This is a genomic window from Mycobacterium neumannii (assembly GCF_048452905.1).
In the GTDB taxonomy this organism is placed as follows: Bacteria; Actinomycetota; Actinomycetes; order Mycobacteriales; family Mycobacteriaceae; genus Mycobacterium; species Mycobacterium neumannii_B.
The window spans coordinates 1,297,540-1,314,971 of the sequence record NZ_JBCGVF010000003.1 but is presented as its reverse complement, the minus strand read 5'-3'; the positions used below and the strand labels follow the sequence as shown (position 1 = coordinate 1,314,971).

21 protein-coding genes and 1 tRNA gene are annotated in these 17,432 nt (G+C 65.9%); 14 read left to right on the top strand and 8 right to left on the bottom strand.

Annotation, left to right across the window (positions count from 1 at the left end):
* Nucleotides 1-90 precede the first annotated feature (90 nt).
* Nucleotides 91-531: a GAF domain-containing protein gene (locus tag AAHH99_RS12720; RefSeq protein ID WP_418768924.1), complete on the bottom strand. Its 441-nt coding sequence runs from the start codon at nt 529-531 to the stop codon at nt 91-93.
* Between the two features lie 21 nt (nt 532-552).
* Between AAHH99_RS12720 and AAHH99_RS12715 the strand changes: the two genes are divergently transcribed.
* Nucleotides 553-807 (top strand): hypothetical protein, encoded by a 255-nt coding sequence (locus AAHH99_RS12715; RefSeq protein WP_064418881.1) that lies wholly within the window; start codon nt 553-555, stop codon nt 805-807.
* On the opposite strand, the gene menJ is transcribed toward AAHH99_RS12715, so the two are convergent.
* Complete coding sequence (menJ, locus tag AAHH99_RS12710) at nt 808-2,022, bottom strand: menaquinone reductase (protein ID WP_418769614.1); 1,215 nt, start codon at nt 2,020-2,022, stop codon at nt 808-810.
* Nucleotides 2,023-2,109: 87 nt separating this feature from the next.
* On the opposite strand from menJ, the gene grcC1 reads away from it, so the two are divergent.
* On the top strand, nt 2,110-3,117 hold the full coding sequence (gene grcC1, locus AAHH99_RS12705) for a nonaprenyl/(2E,6E)-farnesyl/geranylgeranyl diphosphat synthase (RefSeq protein ID WP_418768923.1): 1,008 nt from the start codon (nt 2,110-2,112) through the stop codon (nt 3,115-3,117).
* Between the two features lie 68 nt (nt 3,118-3,185).
* The gene (gene htpX, locus AAHH99_RS12700) at nt 3,186-4,064 is read left to right on the top strand and encodes a zinc metalloprotease HtpX (RefSeq protein WP_418768922.1); all 879 of its coding nucleotides are present in this window, start codon (nt 3,186-3,188) and stop codon (nt 4,062-4,064) included.
* 4 nt (nt 4,065-4,068) lie between these two features.
* On the opposite strand, the gene AAHH99_RS12695 is transcribed toward htpX, so the two are convergent.
* Nucleotides 4,069-4,581, bottom strand: coding sequence for a nitroreductase family deazaflavin-dependent oxidoreductase (locus AAHH99_RS12695; protein ID WP_418768921.1), 513 nt, complete (start codon nt 4,579-4,581; stop codon nt 4,069-4,071).
* A 258-nt stretch (nt 4,582-4,839) separates the two neighbouring features.
* Here AAHH99_RS12695 and AAHH99_RS12690 point away from each other — a divergent pair, with 258 nt between their 5' ends.
* Entirely contained in the window at nt 4,840-5,817 is a 978-nt protein-coding gene (locus tag AAHH99_RS12690) for a LuxR C-terminal-related transcriptional regulator (RefSeq protein ID WP_418768920.1), read from the top strand.
* On the opposite strand, the gene AAHH99_RS12685 is transcribed toward AAHH99_RS12690, so the two are convergent.
* Nucleotides 5,732-6,958, bottom strand: coding sequence for a flavin-containing monooxygenase (locus tag AAHH99_RS12685; protein WP_418768919.1), 1,227 nt, complete (start codon nt 6,956-6,958; stop codon nt 5,732-5,734). The genes AAHH99_RS12690 and AAHH99_RS12685 overlap by 86 nt on opposite strands.
* A 132-nt stretch (nt 6,959-7,090) precedes the next feature.
* On the opposite strand from AAHH99_RS12685, the gene AAHH99_RS12680 reads away from it, so the two are divergent.
* A complete protein-coding gene (locus AAHH99_RS12680; RefSeq protein ID WP_418768918.1) occupies nt 7,091-7,666 on the top strand; it encodes a hypothetical protein in 576 nt (191 codons plus the stop codon).
* Nucleotides 7,667-7,669: 3 nt separating this feature from the next.
* Here AAHH99_RS12680 and AAHH99_RS12675 read toward each other — a convergent pair whose 3' ends face one another.
* Together AAHH99_RS12675 and AAHH99_RS12670 are read right to left on the bottom strand one after the other, a co-directional pair.
* Nucleotides 7,670-8,695 (bottom strand): NAD(P)H-dependent glycerol-3-phosphate dehydrogenase, encoded by a 1,026-nt coding sequence (locus AAHH99_RS12675; protein WP_418768917.1) that lies wholly within the window; start codon nt 8,693-8,695, stop codon nt 7,670-7,672.
* Between the two features lie 85 nt (nt 8,696-8,780).
* A complete protein-coding gene (locus tag AAHH99_RS12670) occupies nt 8,781-9,272 on the bottom strand; it encodes a YajQ family cyclic di-GMP-binding protein (protein ID WP_418768916.1) in 492 nt (163 codons plus the stop codon).
* Nucleotides 9,273-9,377: 105 nt separating this feature from the next.
* Between AAHH99_RS12670 and AAHH99_RS12665 the strand changes: the two genes are divergently transcribed.
* A tRNA-Tyr gene (locus AAHH99_RS12665) sits at nt 9,378-9,460 on the top strand.
* A gap of 56 nt (nt 9,461-9,516) precedes the next feature.
* On the opposite strand, the gene AAHH99_RS12660 is transcribed toward AAHH99_RS12665, so the two are convergent.
* On the bottom strand, nt 9,517-10,194 hold the full coding sequence (locus tag AAHH99_RS12660) for a TetR/AcrR family transcriptional regulator (RefSeq protein WP_064396605.1): 678 nt from the start codon (nt 10,192-10,194) through the stop codon (nt 9,517-9,519).
* A 79-nt stretch (nt 10,195-10,273) separates the two neighbouring features.
* On the opposite strand from AAHH99_RS12660, the gene AAHH99_RS12655 reads away from it, so the two are divergent.
* The 4 genes from AAHH99_RS12655 (at nt 10,274) to AAHH99_RS12640 (ending at nt 13,617) form a co-directional block, all read left to right on the top strand.
* Nucleotides 10,274-11,017, top strand: a complete 744-nt coding sequence (locus AAHH99_RS12655) for a carboxymuconolactone decarboxylase family protein (protein WP_418768915.1) — start codon at nt 10,274-10,276, stop codon at nt 11,015-11,017.
* Nucleotides 11,017-11,850 carry a mycofactocin-coupled SDR family oxidoreductase gene (locus AAHH99_RS12650; RefSeq protein WP_418768914.1) on the top strand — a complete coding sequence of 278 codons (834 nt, stop codon included), beginning with the start codon at nt 11,017-11,019 and terminating at the stop codon, nt 11,848-11,850. The genes AAHH99_RS12655 and AAHH99_RS12650 overlap by 1 nt, the downstream gene beginning before the upstream one ends.
* A gap of 7 nt (nt 11,851-11,857) precedes the next feature.
* Complete coding sequence (locus AAHH99_RS12645) at nt 11,858-12,664, top strand: SDR family NAD(P)-dependent oxidoreductase (protein WP_418768913.1); 807 nt, start codon at nt 11,858-11,860, stop codon at nt 12,662-12,664.
* A 98-nt stretch (nt 12,665-12,762) separates the two neighbouring features.
* Nucleotides 12,763-13,617 (top strand): phytanoyl-CoA dioxygenase family protein, encoded by an 855-nt coding sequence (locus tag AAHH99_RS12640; protein WP_418768912.1) that lies wholly within the window; start codon nt 12,763-12,765, stop codon nt 13,615-13,617.
* Nucleotides 13,618-13,896: 279 nt separating this feature from the next.
* Here AAHH99_RS12640 and AAHH99_RS12635 read toward each other — a convergent pair whose 3' ends face one another.
* Nucleotides 13,897-14,226 carry a hypothetical protein gene (locus tag AAHH99_RS12635; RefSeq protein ID WP_418768911.1) on the bottom strand — a complete coding sequence of 110 codons (330 nt, stop codon included), beginning with the start codon at nt 14,224-14,226 and terminating at the stop codon, nt 13,897-13,899.
* A gap of 155 nt (nt 14,227-14,381) precedes the next feature.
* Between AAHH99_RS12635 and AAHH99_RS12630 the strand changes: the two genes are divergently transcribed.
* The 4 genes from AAHH99_RS12630 (at nt 14,382) to AAHH99_RS12615 (ending at nt 17,417) form a co-directional block, all read left to right on the top strand.
* Nucleotides 14,382-14,756 carry a lipoprotein LpqH gene (locus AAHH99_RS12630; protein ID WP_238382103.1) on the top strand — a complete coding sequence of 125 codons (375 nt, stop codon included), beginning with the start codon at nt 14,382-14,384 and terminating at the stop codon, nt 14,754-14,756.
* A gap of 117 nt (nt 14,757-14,873) precedes the next feature.
* Nucleotides 14,874-15,338, top strand: a complete 465-nt coding sequence (locus AAHH99_RS12625) for a MarR family winged helix-turn-helix transcriptional regulator (RefSeq protein WP_418768910.1) — start codon at nt 14,874-14,876, stop codon at nt 15,336-15,338.
* Between the two features lie 182 nt (nt 15,339-15,520).
* On the top strand, nt 15,521-16,429 hold the full coding sequence (locus AAHH99_RS12620) for a SigB/SigF/SigG family RNA polymerase sigma factor (protein ID WP_418768909.1): 909 nt from the start codon (nt 15,521-15,523) through the stop codon (nt 16,427-16,429).
* 58 nt (nt 16,430-16,487) lie between these two features.
* On the top strand, nt 16,488-17,417 hold the full coding sequence (locus AAHH99_RS12615; RefSeq protein ID WP_418768908.1) for a metal-dependent hydrolase: 930 nt from the start codon (nt 16,488-16,490) through the stop codon (nt 17,415-17,417).
* Nucleotides 17,418-17,432: the final 15 nt, after the last annotated feature.

Sequence of the window (17,432 nt, the reverse complement as noted above, 5' to 3'; positions counted from 1 at the left end):
CCGATGCATATATGAACGCCGCTGTGCTCCAGGATAATCCCCGCACGCCGCCGAAAACAGGTCATCTAGCTGGGCTTACAGTTAGCCTGGTTACGAATCCTGATCCCTGCGGGCATCCCAGACGCGTTCCGACTGCGGGCCGACATCGGGGTCGTGCGTTTGCTGAAAGTTGCGCCCGCCGCGTGCGTAGGTCGCGAGAACCGCTGCGGGAACGTCGGGTTCGAGGATGGGTTCGCTGAGCCAGCGGCACGGCCGTATGTGAACCAGGTCGACAGCGGCGGCCTCGTCGGTGTCGTCACGGCGGTACGGACCATCGATACGGCCCAACCAGTAAAGACCGTCCGCGTCGCGGGCCCACACGAACGACCCGTCCTCGACATCGGCGAACCGGTCCACGCGACGAGTCAGCCGCTCGCCGAAACCCGCATCGCCGAACCCGACGACGCCCAGAGCCAACGCCCGGTCGAGCGATGCCTGCGGGTCGATGTCGTCGCGGCGGGATCGCATCGGAGCCCGGTACACGGCGGTCATCCGCGATATTCTGCCTGCGACATGGAGACGTTCAAGCGCTATCTGATGTTTCAGGGCATGATGTTCGTCTTCGGCATCGTCGGCCCGATCTTCCTCGTCTTGTACTTCGCGTCCCAACCGGACCCCACCATGCGGTGGGCGTACTGGATCGGGTTGTTCGTCACCGCGGCCGACATTCTGATTGCCTTGGGGCTCACCGCTTCTGCACACACGAACCGGGAGCCCGCGCACACCCGCATCGCAGTGAAGCTCGCCGAGCGGCGTCGCCACGACTGACTAGCTGAACGGTGTGCGGGCGTCGATGCGCCGCGACATGCGGCCGGCTCCGCGCCAGACCCGGGCGGTCCAGTCCTCGTCCTCGTCGGTGACGAAGTTGCCCATCACCCGCACCGCGACGTTCATCAGCGTCTCCGATCGCATGGCGAGCGGCCCGGTCGACGGCAGGAACCGCGGAAACGTCAGCAGCAGCGCGAGCCGCCGAGCCACCGAGAACCCGCGCGCATAGTGCGCCGTCAGCACCGCGGGCCACGCCTGCGAGAGATCGCCGGTGCCCAGCAGTTCGGCGGCCAGCCGGCCGGTTTCGAGGCCGTAGTCGATGCCTTCGCCGTTGAGCGGGTTCACGCAAGCGGCCGCGTCACCGATCAGCATCCAGTTCGGTCCGGCCACGCCCGACACCGCGCCGCCCATCGGCAGCAGCGCAGACAGGCCGGCGCGCGGTTCCCCGACGAAGCCCCACTCCTCACGACGTAGCCCGGTGTAGTACGACATCAGGGGCCGCAGCGCGGCGTCGGCCGGCCGCTTGGCTGTCGCGAGCGCGCCGACGCCGATGTTCACCTCCCCGTTGCCCAGCGGGAAGATCCAGCCGTATCCGGGCAACACCGCACCCTCCGGCGAACGCAACTCCAGATGCGAAGTGATCCACGGTTCGCTCGCGCGCGGCGTGGCGATGTAGCCGCGGATCGCCACGCCGTACACCGTCTCCTGATGCCATTCGCGGCCCAGCACGCGGCCCAGCGTCGAGCGGGCTCCGTCGGCGACAATCAGCTCGCCGCACCCGATCTCGGCTCCCGAGTCGAGGATCACCGCCTCCACGCACCCGGAGGCGTCATGGCGCACGTCGACGGCTTTCACGCCGAGCATCATCTTCGCGCCGTCGTCGACGGCGACCATGCGGATGCGGTCGTCGAGTTCGGTGCGGGGGACCGCGCTCGACGTCGACGGGAACGACGGCCCCGGCCATTCGATCTCGACGTCGGCCCCGAAGCCGGACATCCGCAGGCCGCGGTGCTGCACTCGGTCCTCCAGCCACGGCCCGAGGCCGAGGCGGCGCATCTCCAGCACCGCGCGCGGAGTCAGCCCGTCGCCGCAGGCTTTGTCGCGCGGGAACTGCGCCTTGTCGATGACGAGGACGTCGCGGCCGTTGCGCGCCGCCCACGCTGCGGCGGCCGAACCCGCCGGCCCGGCCCCGACGACGACCACGTCCCCCTTCATCGATCCCCCGGTCGTCCCCTGCCCTTCGGGCGTGGGCCCATCGCTCCTGCCCGCCGAACCATCCATGGTTCCCAGTATGTTGGCAGGGTGAGGACGCCAGCGACGGTGGTAGCCGGGGTGGACTTCGGAGATCCCGAATTCGCGCAGGAAGTGCGCGACGGGGTCGCCCGCATCGAAGACCTGATGGCCACTGAGCTCGGCAAAGCCGACGAGCTGATGGCCGAAGCGGTACAACACCTGTTTCAGGCCGGCGGGAAGCGGTTCCGCCCGCTGTTCACGGTGCTCTCAGCCCGACTGGGCCCGGACCCGGATGCCTGGCAGGTCACCGTCGCGGGCGCTGTCATCGAACTGGTCCACCTCGCGACGCTGTACCACGACGACGTGATGGATGAGGCGGAGGTCCGTCGCGGTGCCGACAGCGCCAACGCGCGCTGGGGTAACAACATCGCGATCCTGGCCGGCGACTACCTGTTTGCGACCGCCTCGCGTCTGGTCAGCAGGCTCGGGCCCGACGCCGTGCGCATCATCGCCGACACCTTCGCCCAGCTGGTCACCGGCCAGATGCGTGAAACCCGCGGCGCGGCCGAGCACGTCGACTCCGTCGAGCACTACCTGAAGGTCGTGTACGAGAAGACCGCATGCCTGATCGCGGCGTCCGGCCGGTTCGGGGCGACGTTCTCCGGCGCCGACGAAGAGCAGATCGAGCGGTTGAGCCGGCTCGGCGGCATCGTCGGCACGGCGTTCCAGATCTCCGACGACATCATCGACATCGACAGCGATCCGGACGAGTCCGGCAAGGTGCCGGGCACCGACCTGCGCGAGGGAGTGCACACGCTGCCGGTGCTGTACGCGCTGCGTGACGACGGTCCCGCCGCCGACCGGTTGCGCGAGCTGCTGGCCGGCCCGGTGGAGAACGACGATGACGTGGCCGAGGCGCTGCGGCTGCTGCGCGGCTCGCCGGGCATGGCGAAGGCCAAGCAGACCGTCGCGCAGTACGCAGTACAGGCCCGCGAGGAGCTCGCCCAGCTGCCCGAGGGGCCGGGCCGTCAGGCCCTGGCGACCCTGGTGGATTACACGGTCAACCGGCACGGCTGAGCGCCGGAACTTGCGGAGCCCAACTAAGCGTTGACTCAGCGAAGTCTTTCTTTCTGGAGGAGGAAGCGATGACCTGGCATCCGCACGCGAACACGGCCAAGACGTTCGCTCTGCTGGTGGGGTTCTCGGCGCTGATCGTGTTCATCGCCGCGCTGTTCCGCAATACGGCACTCATCGGCCTGGCGGTGCTTTTCGCCGTCGGCATGAACGCCTACATGTATTTCAACAGCGACAAGATCGCGCTGCGGGCGATGCACGCCCAGCCGGTCACCGAGATGCAGGCGCCGGTGATGTACCGGATCGTGCGCGAGCTGGCCACCACAGCCCGCCAGCCGATGCCGCGGCTGTACATCAGCGACACCGACGCGCCGAACGCGTTCGCCACCGGGCGCAATCCGCGCAACGCCGCGGTGTGCTGCACAACCGGCATACTGCAGATCCTCAACGAACGCGAGCTGCGGGCGGTGCTCGGCCACGAACTGTCGCACGTCTACAACCGCGACATCTTGATCTCGAGCGTCGCAGGCGCGATGGCCGCGGTCATCACCGCACTTGCCAACCTCGCCTACTTCGCGACGATATTCGGCGGTAGCCGCGAGGGCACGAATCCCTTTGCGATCCTTTTGGTTTCGATGCTCGGACCCATCGCGGCGATGGTGATCAAGCTGGCCGTTTCGCGGTCGCGGGAGTATCAGGCCGATCAGTCCGGCGCCGAGCTGACGGGCGATCCGCTGTCGTTGGCCAGCGCGCTGCGCAAGATCAGCGCCGGTGTCGAGCAGGCACCGCTGCCGCCCGACCCCAAGCTGGCCGATCAGGCGCACCTGATGATCGCCAACCCGTTCCGCTCGGGCGAGAAGATCGGCAAGCTGTTCTCGACGCACCCGCCGATCGGGGACCGCATCGCCCGCCTGGAGTCGATGGCAGGTCGAGGCCCGGGTTACTACTGACGCCTCACCGGTCAGAATCTGTCAGCCGCAGCTCGACCATCGGCAGGGCGGTGTTCTCGGTCGTGATCGGTGCGCCCAAGGTCGATTCGAGGACCGGCTTCATCGTCTCCCACGCCCGGCGGTGCCGGTCGATGTAACGACGCAGCGCGGCGTCGGCTTCGCCGGTGCTGAGCGGACGTGCGATCGCGGGCATCGACACCTGGGCGCCCACGGACACCCTCACCCGGGGCTCGGCCTGCACGTTCCTGTACCACTGTGCGCGGGTGCCGAATCCGGAGGCGACGATGTAGGCGTCCGGGTGAGGACGGTCGAGCACCTCGAGGACCACTTGCCGGGTACGCCCTGACTTGCGGCCGATATGTTCGAGCAACAGGATCCGCGAGCCGAAGATGAATCCGAGGCGAGCTCGATACAACCCGATCGGGGCCCGCATCAGCCGACGTGACCGCAGAGCCCTGGTGCCTGCGCCCACCAACACGTCCGAGGCTGTGCGACCCAGGTTCGAAAGCGCACTCATCGAAATCCTCCTTCGCTGTTCGTAATGCGCCACTCCGTGGGAGTGCGTTTTGTGAGCCGCCCGCAGAGTCCTTGTCTGCGTGCGTCAAAGGGGAGTAGAACCGACAGTACGGACCACCCCGACGGACGGCGAACCCCAACGGAAGGGCGGTGGGTCGGTATGTCATCGGCTATGTCATTGAGCGGGGCTGCCCGGTTGGAGCAGCGGGTCGCACGCATCTGTGCCCGGGCTCACGATCCGCTCGAACTATTGGCTGCGGTGGCTACCGCCGTGAGGGGGGAGATCTCCTACGCCGCTGCGGGCTGGCTGCTGACTGACCCCGACACGCTGCTCATCACCGGGGTGCACGCCGAGAACGTCACACGTCAGCAGAACCTCGCCCTCATTGAATGCGAGTTGACCACCGACGACGTGAACAAGTTCGTCGACCTCGCGCGGCGGGATGTCCCGGCGGCGTCGCTCGGCATCGAGACCGCCGGCGACCTGAACCGCAGCGCGCGGTGGTCGAAGATCTACCAGCCCAACGGGTACGGCGACGAGATGCGCGGCGTCTTCAGTTCCGGGTCGGCCACCTGGGGGCACTTCTGCCTGACCCGGCGGGCCGAGGACGCGTTCTTCACCGAGGGCGAGGTCGCGACGATGGCGAGGCTCTGCCCGCACGTGGCCAACGGCATCCGGGCATCCCTTCAGCTCGGCGAGAAGCCCCTGCCCAGTGTTGCCGCAGCGCCCGCATTGCTGATGCTCGCCGACGACGGCAGCATCGAGTCGATGACACCGCAGGTCACCGAGTGGCTGGGTCCCGTGGAAGACGAACGTCTTCAGAGCGCCATCGTGCTGCACGAGGTCGCTCACCAGGCACGTGTTCTCGCCGAAACCGGTGTCGGTGAGCCGGCGATGGCGCGCACCAGGGCGCGCTCGGGTGACTGGCTCGTGGTGCGGGGAGTCCGTATGGAGCGGGAAGGCTCGCAAACAGATTGCACTGCAGTGGTTTTGGAGCAGGCGCGGCGTTCGGACATTGCGCCGCTGCTGGTTCACCTGAGGCAGCTGACCCGTCGTGAGAAGGAGGTCACCCAGCTGCTGTTGACCGGCATGTCCACCAGGGAGATCGCCGGCCGGCTGTGGATCACCGCCGAGACGTTGCGTGGTCACATCAAGGCGATCTTCGCCAAGCTCGGTGTGAACAGCCGTCCGGAGCTTGCGGCACTACTCTCGCAAGATCTCGTCCTTCGGCGATGACTCTCGAAGGAGCAGCCAGCTGTGCGGCGATGTCGTCGGCTACCCGTCTGGCCAGCGTTCCGACGAATCTCGTCAGCCCCGGCCGGTACACGTAGCCGACGAAGCGAAGCCCCGGCAGCACCTCGCCACCGCGCCCGTCACGCGGCATGCCCCGCTGCTCGAGGACACCGAGGTGAGAGACCATGGCGTCCAGCCCCGTTCGGTACCCCGTCGCCGCGACAACGGTGTCGACCCGGACGGTGGTGCCGTCTGCCAGGACCGCCCCATCGGATTGCAGTCGGTCGACGGCTGCTACCACACGAAGCGAGCGGTCGCGGATCGCGTCGATGACTTGACGGTCAACGATCGCCGTTCCGGCGCCGCGGCGTTTGAGACCGGCGATCGGCCCCTCCGGCGGCTTGGAGAACCCGAAATCGCTGAGGTCGCCGATGATTCCGCGCTGCACGACGAGCAACATCTTGTCGACGAGGCGGGCGGGCAGCCGGAGAAAGAGCGGCATCGGCAGGTCGAAGGGCAGCCCGCCGACTTCGCGCAGAAGGATGTTCGGTGGAGTGCGCACCGCCAGCAGCACCTCCCGGCAACCCGATCGGCTCAACTCGTAGGCGATCTCGAGTCCGCTGGAACCCGCGCCGGCGACCAACACACGCTCGCCGTAGAACGGGTCGGCGTTGCGGTACTGGGCGGCGTGCACGACCCTTCCGGCGAAGCGGTCGCCGGCTGCCCAGTCGGGGAGAGCGGGCTGATTGAAGATGCCTGTGGCAACGACGACATGGCGTGCTTTCCGCAGACCGGCGTTCGTCGTTACGCCCCACCCTCCCTCGGGGACCGGGTCGAGCCGCTGAACGTCGACGCCGAACTCGACGGCAACATGATGGCGTCCGGCGTAGGTCTGCAGATAGTCGACGTACTGGTCGCGGGTCGGAAACTGCCCGAAGTGACGCGGGAACGGAGCGCCGGGCAGGGCCGAGTTGCGCCGGCAGGTGTTGAACCGTAGGGCGTCGTAGCGGCCGGACCAGGCGGCGCCGATCTGCCCGCCGCGCTCGACGACGGTCGCATCGATCCCGCGCGCGTGCAGTTCAGCGGCGCAGGACAGTCCGGCCGGACCGCTGCCGATCACCAGCACGGTGTGCGCGGTTCTCATTCGGTTCCTCCGTGACTTTGCCTGACTACAGCGTCGGTCGAAGCCGCTCTCGGCACCACCCCGCAGGTGGGGGGTTCACACCCGCAGGTCGACGCAGGTAACAGCGCGCCGACCTGCGGCGATGTGATTCGTATGCTGCGAGTATCAGCCGCACCCCTTAGGGTGTGGAACGTGCTGAACCGGGTGTTGATCGGCGTCGTCGGGTCCGCGGGGGCGGCCCTGATCGGTGCACAAGGTATCGCCGTAGCTCAACCGTCCGAACCACCCCCGCCACCGCCGCCGAACGTCAATGTGCTCGCACCGGTGAAGCTGTCGGAGTTCGCGAAAATGGACGGCCACTGGTACGCGTTCAAGACCCCGGACGGGTTGACATGCGTCCTGCAGCGCAACGGCGGCTACGGCTGCAGCGGCGCGATCCCCGCCGCACCGGACGGCGCAAACTTCGTCAGCGGCGGCCCGGGTGTTCCACAGTTCTCCGCGACGACGGCCGATGTGTTCGCCGTCGTCGGCGACGCCAAGCCACTTCCGGCCGGTTCGCGGATCAGCTTCCAGACCGTCAGCTGCGGCAGTGACGGCGGTGTGACGACATGCTCGGACAGCCGAAACCAGTCCGGCTTCGTGTTGTCCCCCGCGGGCAGCTACATCATCAACGGCGGCAGGGATCCGCTGCTCGAGCGGCCCGAGGGCACGAACCCCTTCTTCAACTGAGCGCTAGAACCCCGCGCCGTGCACCTCGTGCCCGGGCTTTTCGACCATCAGGCCGCGGTAGGCCTCTTCGACACTGGAGCCGTGGTTGACCACGGCGTCGACCTCGCGAGCGATCGGCATCGAAATCCCGTATTGGTCAGCGAATTCCATGATGACGCTCGCGGCCTTGACGCCTTCGGCGACCTGGTTCATCGACGCGATGATCTCGTCGATCGGCTTGCCCGCGCCCAACTGCTCGCCGACGTGACGGTTGCGGCTGCGCTGGCTGGTGCACGTGACGATCAGGTCACCGATGCCGGCCAGGCCGGCGAACGTGTCGCGGTGCCCGCCGGTCGCCTCGCCGAGTTTGGACATCTCGCGGATCGCGCGGGCCATCACCATCGCCCGCGTGTTCTCGCCGATGCCGAGCGAGTAACCCATGCCGACCGCGATCGCGTAGACGTTCTTCAGTGCCCCGGCCATCTCCACGCCGACCACGTCATCGGTGGTGTAGGTGCGAAACCGCTTGGTGCGGAACAGTCGTGCCAGGTCCGCCGCGAGTTGCGGGTCGGGCATGGCGAGCACCGCGGCGGCGGCGTACCCCTCGGCCACCTCGCGCGCTATGTTCGGCCCGGCCAGGATCCCGGCCGGATGTCCCGGCAGCACCTCGGAGACGACTTGGCTCATCCGGAAGTTGGTGCCCTGCTCGAGACCCTTGACCAGCGACACCACCGGGACCCACGGCCGCAGCTCCCTGGCCAGTTCGGTGAGCACGGCGCGGAAGCCGTGTGACGGCACGCCCATGACGATGACGTCGGCGCACGTTGCCGCCTCGGAGAAGTCCGTCGTCGCCTTCAGACCGTCCGGAAGTTCGACCTCGTTGCCCAGGTATTTCGAGTTGCGGTGGTTGTCGTTGATGTCGTCGGCGGTCTCCGCAGAGCGCACCCACTGCAGCGTCGGCCCGCGGCGGGCGCAGATGGACGCCACGGTGGTGCCCCAGGAGCCTCCACCGAGAACGACGACTTTGGGTTCGCGTTGCGCAGGTGCCATGCCGATCAGGGTAGGTCGGACGGGCTCGAAACCAGGGCCGATTCGGAAACGACGTCGCTGCTCGGCCGACCGAGTGGTCACCCGCTCAGCGGTAATTGACGAACTGCAGCGCCACGTCGAGGTCGGCGCCTTTGAGCAGCGCGATCACCGCCTGCAGGTCGTCGCGCTTCTTCGAGCTGACGCGAATCTCCTCACCCTGAATCTGCGCCCTGACGCCCTTGGGGCCGTCGTCGCGGATCAGCTTGGTGATCTTCTTGGCCTGCTCGCTCGTGATGCCCTGCTTGATCTGGCCGCTGACCTTGTAGGTCTTGCCCGACGCCTGCGGGTCGCCGGCGTCGAACGCCTTCATCGAGATGTCGCGGCGGACGAGCTTCTCCTTGAACACGTCGACGGCGGCCTTGGCGCGCTCCTCAGTAGAGCTGGTGATGAGGACGGTCTCCTCGCCCTGCCACTCGATGGACGTGTCGGTGCCGCGGAAGTCGTAGCGGGTGGCCAGCTCCTTGGCGGCCTGGTTCAGAGCGTTGTCCACCTCCTGGCGGTCGACCTTGCTCACGACGTCGAACGATGAATCCGCCATTGGATCCGTCCTCCCTGATGGTCTGGTGCCGTTTTCGTCTTAGGCCCATCCTCGTTGTACCCTGCAAGTCGCACCAAACCGGGTCACCCGGCGGTGCAGCACCCAGGCAGGTTGCCCGAGCGGCCAATGGGAGCGGACTGTAAATCCGTCGGCTAACGCCTACGCAGGTTCGAATCCTGCACCTGCCACGCTATTCAGGTCGTTCGAGCGGGCCTGATGTGTTATGACCGCTCGCTTCCACCTCCTACGGCAATGCCCGAAGCACCACGCCTCGCTGCCGAGAGCCCTTTAGCGCAGCGAGCGTCTCCTCGGACGGTGCAGCGGTGAGCATGGCGACGAAGTCGTCGAGCAGTGCGCTCACGTGCAACGCGTACGACGCGACCGGTTGTCCGAAGGAGCGATACCGGTGCCGGTCGGCGCACGCGTGCACACACATTGCGGAGACCTTGTGGATCCGCTCGTCGCGGATGGCTCGCGGAATGTGCTTGGTGAGATCGCCGACCCTTCGGACGTACTCGCGATGGGACTGCGCGTGCTCCTCCGGTAGCGAGGCCAGCGGGCTGACTGACGAGTCATAGCGCAGTAGCTGTTCGAGGAACGATACGTAGAAGCAATTCTCGTCCTCGGCCATCTCGATGAGCGGCAACTGGTGCGCCTCGACAATGCCCCGCAGGTCATCGGAGCCGGCGCGCGCCGCCAGCAGCCGGCGTCGCTGCGTCAGGTGTTCCAGCCGGTTCAGCAGGATCGCTTGCACCAGAGCCTCTTTGGACCCGAAGTGGTACTGCACCGCCGACTTGTTGGCCATGCCCGCCTCGGTGCCGATTTGACGAAGCGGCACACCGTCGAGACCGCGTTGGGCGAACAGCCGCTCCGCGGTGAGCACCAACTGTTGCTTCGGCGACAGTTCCACTGACACGGACATGGCAAGACAATCTCATACTGGACGGATTAAGTCTAGGGACTTAAAGTGCAGTCATTCGTCTTCACCGAGAGAGGTGCCTGTGAGCACGAACCCGCCTTATCAGGACGTGATGGTCGCCGACCCGGTCGTCGGGCCGGTGTGGGAACGGCCGGGGTTGAGTCGGCGAGACCGCCGGTTCGTCACGCTGACCTGCGTATGTGCACTCGAAAGCGTCGACCTCATGAACCAGCACATGTACGCCGCACTGGCCAGCGGCGACATCACCTACGAGGAACTGCTCGAATTCGTCTTGCACTTCGCGGTGTACTGCGGCTGGCCGCGGGCGTCGGAAGCCGAAGGGGCGGCACGTAATGAGTGGGTTCGATTAGCTGAAGAGCGGGGTGAGGAAGTACCGCCGAGGCCAGAACTCCCGACGGAATCGCTTGGGCCGACGGATCACGACGTTCGCCTCGACGAGGGTGAGAAGTGCTTCGTCGACGTGAACCTGCTGCCGGCTCCGCCGCGGGACTCGCCGTACTTCCAGGCCGGCATCCTGGCATTCGTCTTCGGCCACCTCTGGCAACGACCGAACCTCGGCCGTCGCGAGCGCCGGTTGATCACGGTCGCTGCGGTCGGGGTGTCCGGTGCGCTCGGGCCGATCTATTCCCATGTCGGATCGGCCCTGGAGTCCGGCGACATCAGCCGTTCGGAGATGAACGAAGTCATTTTGCAGTTCTCTGCCTACAGCGGATTTCCCAAGGGCCGGGTCCTCCAGACAGCCGCACACGAGTCGTGGCAGCGCATCGCGGCCGCCATGCCAACCGCCAATGCGAAAGGAGTCTGATGTCGAAGTCACTGGCAGGAAAGGTCGCCTTCATCACCGGCGCGGCGAGAGGGCAGGGCCGTGCGCACGCCGTGCGGTTGGCTCGTGAAGGAGCCGACATCATCGGAGTCGATATCTGCGAGAACATCGCGTCGATGACGTATCCGAATGCCTCGATGGCCGACCTCGACGAAACCGAGAGGCTCGTCGAGAAAGAAGGTCGACGCATGGTGGCGCGCAAAGGCGATGTTCGGAGCTATCGCGACATGCTGACCGCGGTGGATGCCGGTGTCGAGCAGTTCGGCCGTATCGACATCATCATCGCCAATGCCGGAATCGTCCGTCTAGCAGGCGAATCAGACGATTTCATGCAGGATTGGCAGGATGTGATCGACACCAACCTGACCGGCGTCTACCACACCATCCGAGCCGCGTTGCCCGTCATGCGCGGGGGCAAACAAGGTGGATCGATTGTCATCACAAGCTCCACAGCGGGTCTTAAGGGCACCGCCTCGCTCAACGCCAGCGGAAACGCCTACGCCGCAGCCAAACGCGGCGTGGTCGCGCTGATGCAGAACCTCGCCAACTACCTTGCCCCCGAATGGATCCGGGTGAACACCATCCACCCCACCGGAGTGCTCAGCGGAATGACGCAGAACGACGCGATGAACGCGTTGATGGCGCAGGCGGCTGAAGGCGGCCAGAATGCGATCTCGGGCATGGAGAACGCGCTACCGCTGCCCATCCTCCAACCCGAGGATGTCGCCCACGCTGTAGCTTTCCTGGTTTCGGAGGAGGCCAAATTCATCACCGGCATTCAGTGGCCGCTCGACGCAGGCTTCACGGTTCGGTGAGGCAACCGTGAGATCACTAAACGGTGCGACGGCCGTCATCACCGGCGGAGCCAGCGGCATCGGATTGGCGACCGCGCACTCCGTGGCCAAGCGGGGAGCGCGGCTCGTGATTGCCGACATCCACGCCGACAACGCGGATCGGGCAGTGGCGGACATCAGGGCCGACGGCCACACGGCAGAAGCCTTCGTGTGTGATGTCGCCAAGGAGCAGGCATTCGCAGATCTCGGCGAATTCACGCGGCAGCGCTACGGATCGGTCGACATCGTCATGAACAACGTCGGCGTGTTGACCAGCGGCCGACCCGACCATCTCCCGGTCGGCGAATGGGAACGGATCATCAAGATCAACCTGATGTCCGTCGTTCGAAGTAACGCCGTCTTCCTGCCTCAACTCATTTCGCAGGGGCACGGCCATATCGTCAACACCGCCTCGTTCGCCGGGCTCTACACGTATTCCTATGATCGGATTCCGTACGCGGCGACGAAGGCCGCAATTATCCAGATCTCCGAAGGCCTCCGGCTCTACCTGCACCCCCTGGGCATCGGCGTCACCGTAGTGTGTCCGGGTCCGGTGGCGACGAACATCCTCGCGACGATGCCCCCTACCTTCGGGCCAGAGGTCCAGACCGGCCTGCCCGGAGAACAATTCGGCATCCTGCAACCCGAGGAAGTCGGCGAGCAGGTCGCAGAGGCGATTCTTAACGACACCTTCATGGTCTACACCGACGATCAGGTGCGTGATGTCCTCGTCGAGCGCGCGACGGACTGGAACTCCTTCATCGCAAAACAGACCGAGAAGCTGGCTCAACGCTGAGTTCGGCGCGGCCGCGCGAGACACTTGACCGGCGGTCCAGCCAGGTCCAGTGTTTTTGCATAGGCCGCCCACCGCGCGCCGGCCAGTGAGGACTGCTGATGAGCATCGACGACGATCCGGTCACCACGCTCGACGACCTGCGCAGCGATCTGGCGCGCCGGCACAAGTGGACACCCAGCGGCGGCGCCTCGGTGGACCCTGCGGTCGTCGACGCCGATATGGCGGCCCTCGACCGCGACGGCTACCTCATCTGGGAGAACCTGCTTGACGCCGACGAATGCCGGCAGATCAAAGCGACTGTCGCACCCTGGCTCTCACACACCGGACGCAACTCCTTCGAAGGACATCGCACCCAGCGCATCTACAGCCTGCTGAGCAGGACCCGCGTCTGCGACCGACTCGTCGACCACCCACGGGTGCTCGCAGTCCTCGACCGATTGCTGATGGACAACTACCTCCTGTCGGCCCTGCAGGCCATCAACATCCAGCCCGGCGAGACCGCGCAACTGGCGCATCACGACGACGGGTTCTACCCGATTCCGCGGCCCCGCGATCCCCTCGCCGCCGCGACCATCTGGGCGATCGACGACTTCACCGCGGACAACGGCGCCACGGTCCTCTACCCGGGCAGTCACCGCTGGGGCAGGCGGCGGCCGGAGCCGGACGATCCCGCGATCCCCGTCGTCATGCCTGCCGGCTCGTGCGTCTTCTTCGTCGGCACCCTCTGGCACGGCGGGGGCGCCAACACCACGGACAGCGCGCGACTGGCCGTCACCGCCCAGTACTGCCAGCCGTGGCTGCGGCCGATGGAGGCGTTCACGCTGTCGATCTCCCGCGACACGGCGCGAGAGGTCTCCGACGACATCCGGCGCATGATCGGCTACAGCATTCACCCGCCGTTCGTCGGCGCCGTCGACGGTCTGCACCCGCTGCGGCTGTTGGAGCAGCCGTAGTCGGCCTTCACAGGCGGTCGGCGGGAAAGACCTGCTCCGCCAACGCCAACCAATCGATGGCGTCGTTCTCCGTGGTGTGAATATCGGCTTGGGACATGATCGAACCTCTCGGTGGTGTCATACCGCTGCGGGCGGCTCGATCAATGGTGGCCGCCGAATGGCTGCTGCCGTAATAGCGCTCGCGGCAGACTTTGCCGCGTTCAAGGGAAGTATCAGCTATCCCGTAGGTAAGGCATCAGCGCGGTCGGGCACAGGCCACATCGGTAGACCCTTGTCTCGTCAGCCAGTCTTCTGTCGTGACCGCACCAGCATCGTCATCCCGGCAGCGAGGATCAGGACACCACCCGCCGCCAGTGTTATCGACAGAATCCGTCGGTCCTCCAGCTCCATTCGGCACAACTCGGTGTAATCGATGCCGACGACCACCTCGTCGCTCTGCGGCAAATCGCTGACGTAATCGTTTGCAGCCCGAGCGGCGGAGAAGTCAGGCGAAACCGCACTTCCGCAGCCGACTGTTTGCAGTTCCGGCGAGACGGACACGGGCGTGAGGAGACCGACCACACCCACGATCAGCGTGACGGCTCCGGCGAGCACAAGGATTAATCGCATGCTGCTCCGTTACCCCACAGCGCCGATCTCATACGCCAACGGCCACACAGATGCAGCCGTCTGCTCGGTATCGGCGCAGCCCCCGATGGGTACTTCCCTTCATGGACCGAATTCATCTCACATCCACGGTCGCAGCCCTAAGCGCTGCAGTTCTTGTGACATCGGGATGTTCGACGGGCTACGCCGCGCTCGGTACCCATACGGCCACGGTGCTCATCAACGGCGTCGAAATCGGTGAGCGACTACCTGTCCGGTGTGAACAGGTCGAGTGGACCTGGCGCATCGAGACGCTCGAAAGCGCGCCCGGCTTCGTCGCACAGATCCAGACCGGTGACTCGATCATTGCGCGTGGAGTTCAGATCGAGGAGCTCGGCGGTTTCACGGGAAGCTACTGGGCGGGCACGGTTGGACAGGCTGACGCCGATATCTCCGACGGCACATTCCGGATAACCGGATCAGCTGAGGGCTACTACCATCACGACCCTTCGGAAGACGCCACAGCCGACTTCGTCATACGGACCGACTGCTGACGCTTCTTACTGGCGCGGAGCCACGCGCCGAACAGCGAGTTGCATTGGACGGCAACGATGATGAAGATATCCGACATGAAAGCGCCGGAGAGGGACCGCACGGAAGAAAACGGGCAAATGGCCGAACAGGTCGATTCCGTACTTCGTGCGTCCCGTGCGCTGGTCGGGATCGCCGCGACGTCCCTGGCTGCCGTTGACGATGTAGTGACCGTCCCGCAGTGGCGTGTGCTGGTCCTGGTTCATACTCGCGGACCCATGAACCTGGCGGCGGTCGCCGCGGAGTTGAACGTCAACCCGTCCAACGCGAGCAGGACCTGCGACCGGCTGACCAAGGCGGGGCTGCTGAATCGGCAGGAATCCGAAGTCGACCGCCGCCACGTCACGTTGACGTTGACGCCCGCCGGCCAACGGTTGGTGCAGAAGGTGACTCGGCAACGCCGCGCCGCAATTCAAAAGGTGCTGGCCAGCATGTCGATCGCCGACCGAGACCGGCTGGCCGCCGCCTTGAAGACCTTCGCTGAGGCCGCCGGCGAGGGGACCGACGGCGCCCTTGTCGCCGCACTGTGGCCGCCGTCGCGCTGAAGTTCGCGCGTCATGGGCGACCGCCCATCTGCCCGTCCTTACCCATGGTGCCCGGCCGGTCCATGTCATTGCTGCAACACATTTATTGTGGTTTCGCAACGATTGCGCTCAGCCGTGTGTAGCTGGTTGTCGCCGGGTAGGCGCTCGGGAGATCCACCACATGCTCGACGAGGAAGCGAATCATGACCGTCGTTGCCAGCGACCCGCAGGCACCGCTACGAACAGACACGGATCGCCGCCACCGGTCCGAGGAACACCGGCACGCGCGTCGCGGGCAAGAGCGCTGCGGCGGCGAGCGGGACTCCTTCGAGGACCTCGGAGTCGACGAGCTCTTCGGACGACTCGCGCGCAGCACGGACTGTGTCGAACGACAGCGCTGGCGGCAACGCATCGTCACGGCATGCGTGCCGATCGCCGACCGCATCGCTTCACGGTTCATGGGCCGTGGCGAACCGTCGGAGGACCTGTTGCAGGTCGCCCGGATGGGCTTGATCCACAGCGTGGACCGGTACCAGGCAGGCAGAGGTCATTTCCTCGCATTCGCCGTGCCAACGATCCGTGGCGAGTTGAGGCGGCACTTCCGGGACAAGACGTGGACGGTCCGGGTGCCGCGCAGAGTGCAGGAAACTCAGCTGCGGATACGCGAAGCCGTGAGCACGTTGTCTCAGCGGCTGAATCGCTCGCCCACGACGATCGAACTAGCAGAGGAACTGGGCGTGGACACTGAAGCCGTTTGCGAATCGGAAGCGGTGGCCTCCGCCTACCAGCCCGTGTCGCTCGATGCGCCGGTCGCGTACACACAGTCCGAGACAACCGAAGCGGTCGGCTCCCTCCAGGGCTCCGACGATCCGGGCTACGAGCAAGTCGAGGACATGTTGATGATCAAGGAGGCGCTTGCAGCGCTGGAACCTCGCCGCCGGGCAGTCGTGGGCATGATCTTCTTCGACTGCCTCACACAGCGCGAGGTGGCGGACAAGCTCAACGTCTCCCAAGTGCAGGTCTCCCGGCTGCTGAACGACACGTTGTCCCGGATCAGGCAGCGGGTGTGCGTCGAGGCGCCCGCGGCGCTGCGCGTCTCCGGCCGCAAATGAATGGCGCGGCGTTTGAAGACCGACGCGGTTGTCTACAGACGTGGAAGAGGAGGAACTGATGCCTGAGGTGCAACTACATCAGGACGGACACCCGGCATACCGTCGGCAGGTTCGCTTCGACTGGTCGAACCTGCCGCGGCATTGGGTGCCCGGTGATCCGTTTACGACCCACATGATCAACGTGTTGCATCTGCTGCTGCCCGAGGGCGAACGGCACTTCATCAAAGCCGTCCTCGAGGCGTCGTCACTGGTCGACGATCCAGAACTCGAGGCGGCCATCAAGCCCTTCATCCAGCAGGAGTCCTGGCACGCCTGGGCGCACCAGGTGGTGTTGGACCGGTTGGCCGAGCAGGGCATCGACACCGCTCCTTACACCGAACGGCTCGGCCGATCCTTGTCGATCATCCTCGGTGATCCGCCGAAGTTCTTTCCAGCGCCACTCAAGCGATGGTGGCTGTACCGGCGGCTGGCCGACGTGGCATCGCTGGAGCACTTCACCGCGGTGTTGGGGCAGTGGGTGCTGCGGAACAAGGGGCTGGAGCACGCGGGCGCCGACCCCGTCATGCTCGATCTGCTCCGCTGGCATGGAGCTGAAGAAGTGGAACACCGCTCGTTGGTGTTCGACGTCTACCAGCACGTGTGCGGAAGCTATTGGATCAGAGCCTTTTCGATGTTGATGACCGCACCGCTGTTCGTCGGCTGGTGGATCGCCGGAGCCCGCTATCTCATGAGCAACGACGACACGATTGACCAAAAATGGCGATGGCGGGACTGGCGGCGGGCCGCCCGCAAGGACCTGCTGCCGGGGCCGTGGAATTTCATATTCGTCGTGCCCCTGCGGTACATGCGCCGTGGTCATCATCCTGGGCCCGAGGCCGATACGCAGCTGGCATTGGAGTACCTCGAGTTCTCGCCGACGGCCCGCGAGGCACGCGAACGGGCCCAGGCGCACGAGCGGGCAATGGCCGCGCAGGCTGCGCACGACTGAACCGCGACCGCGACC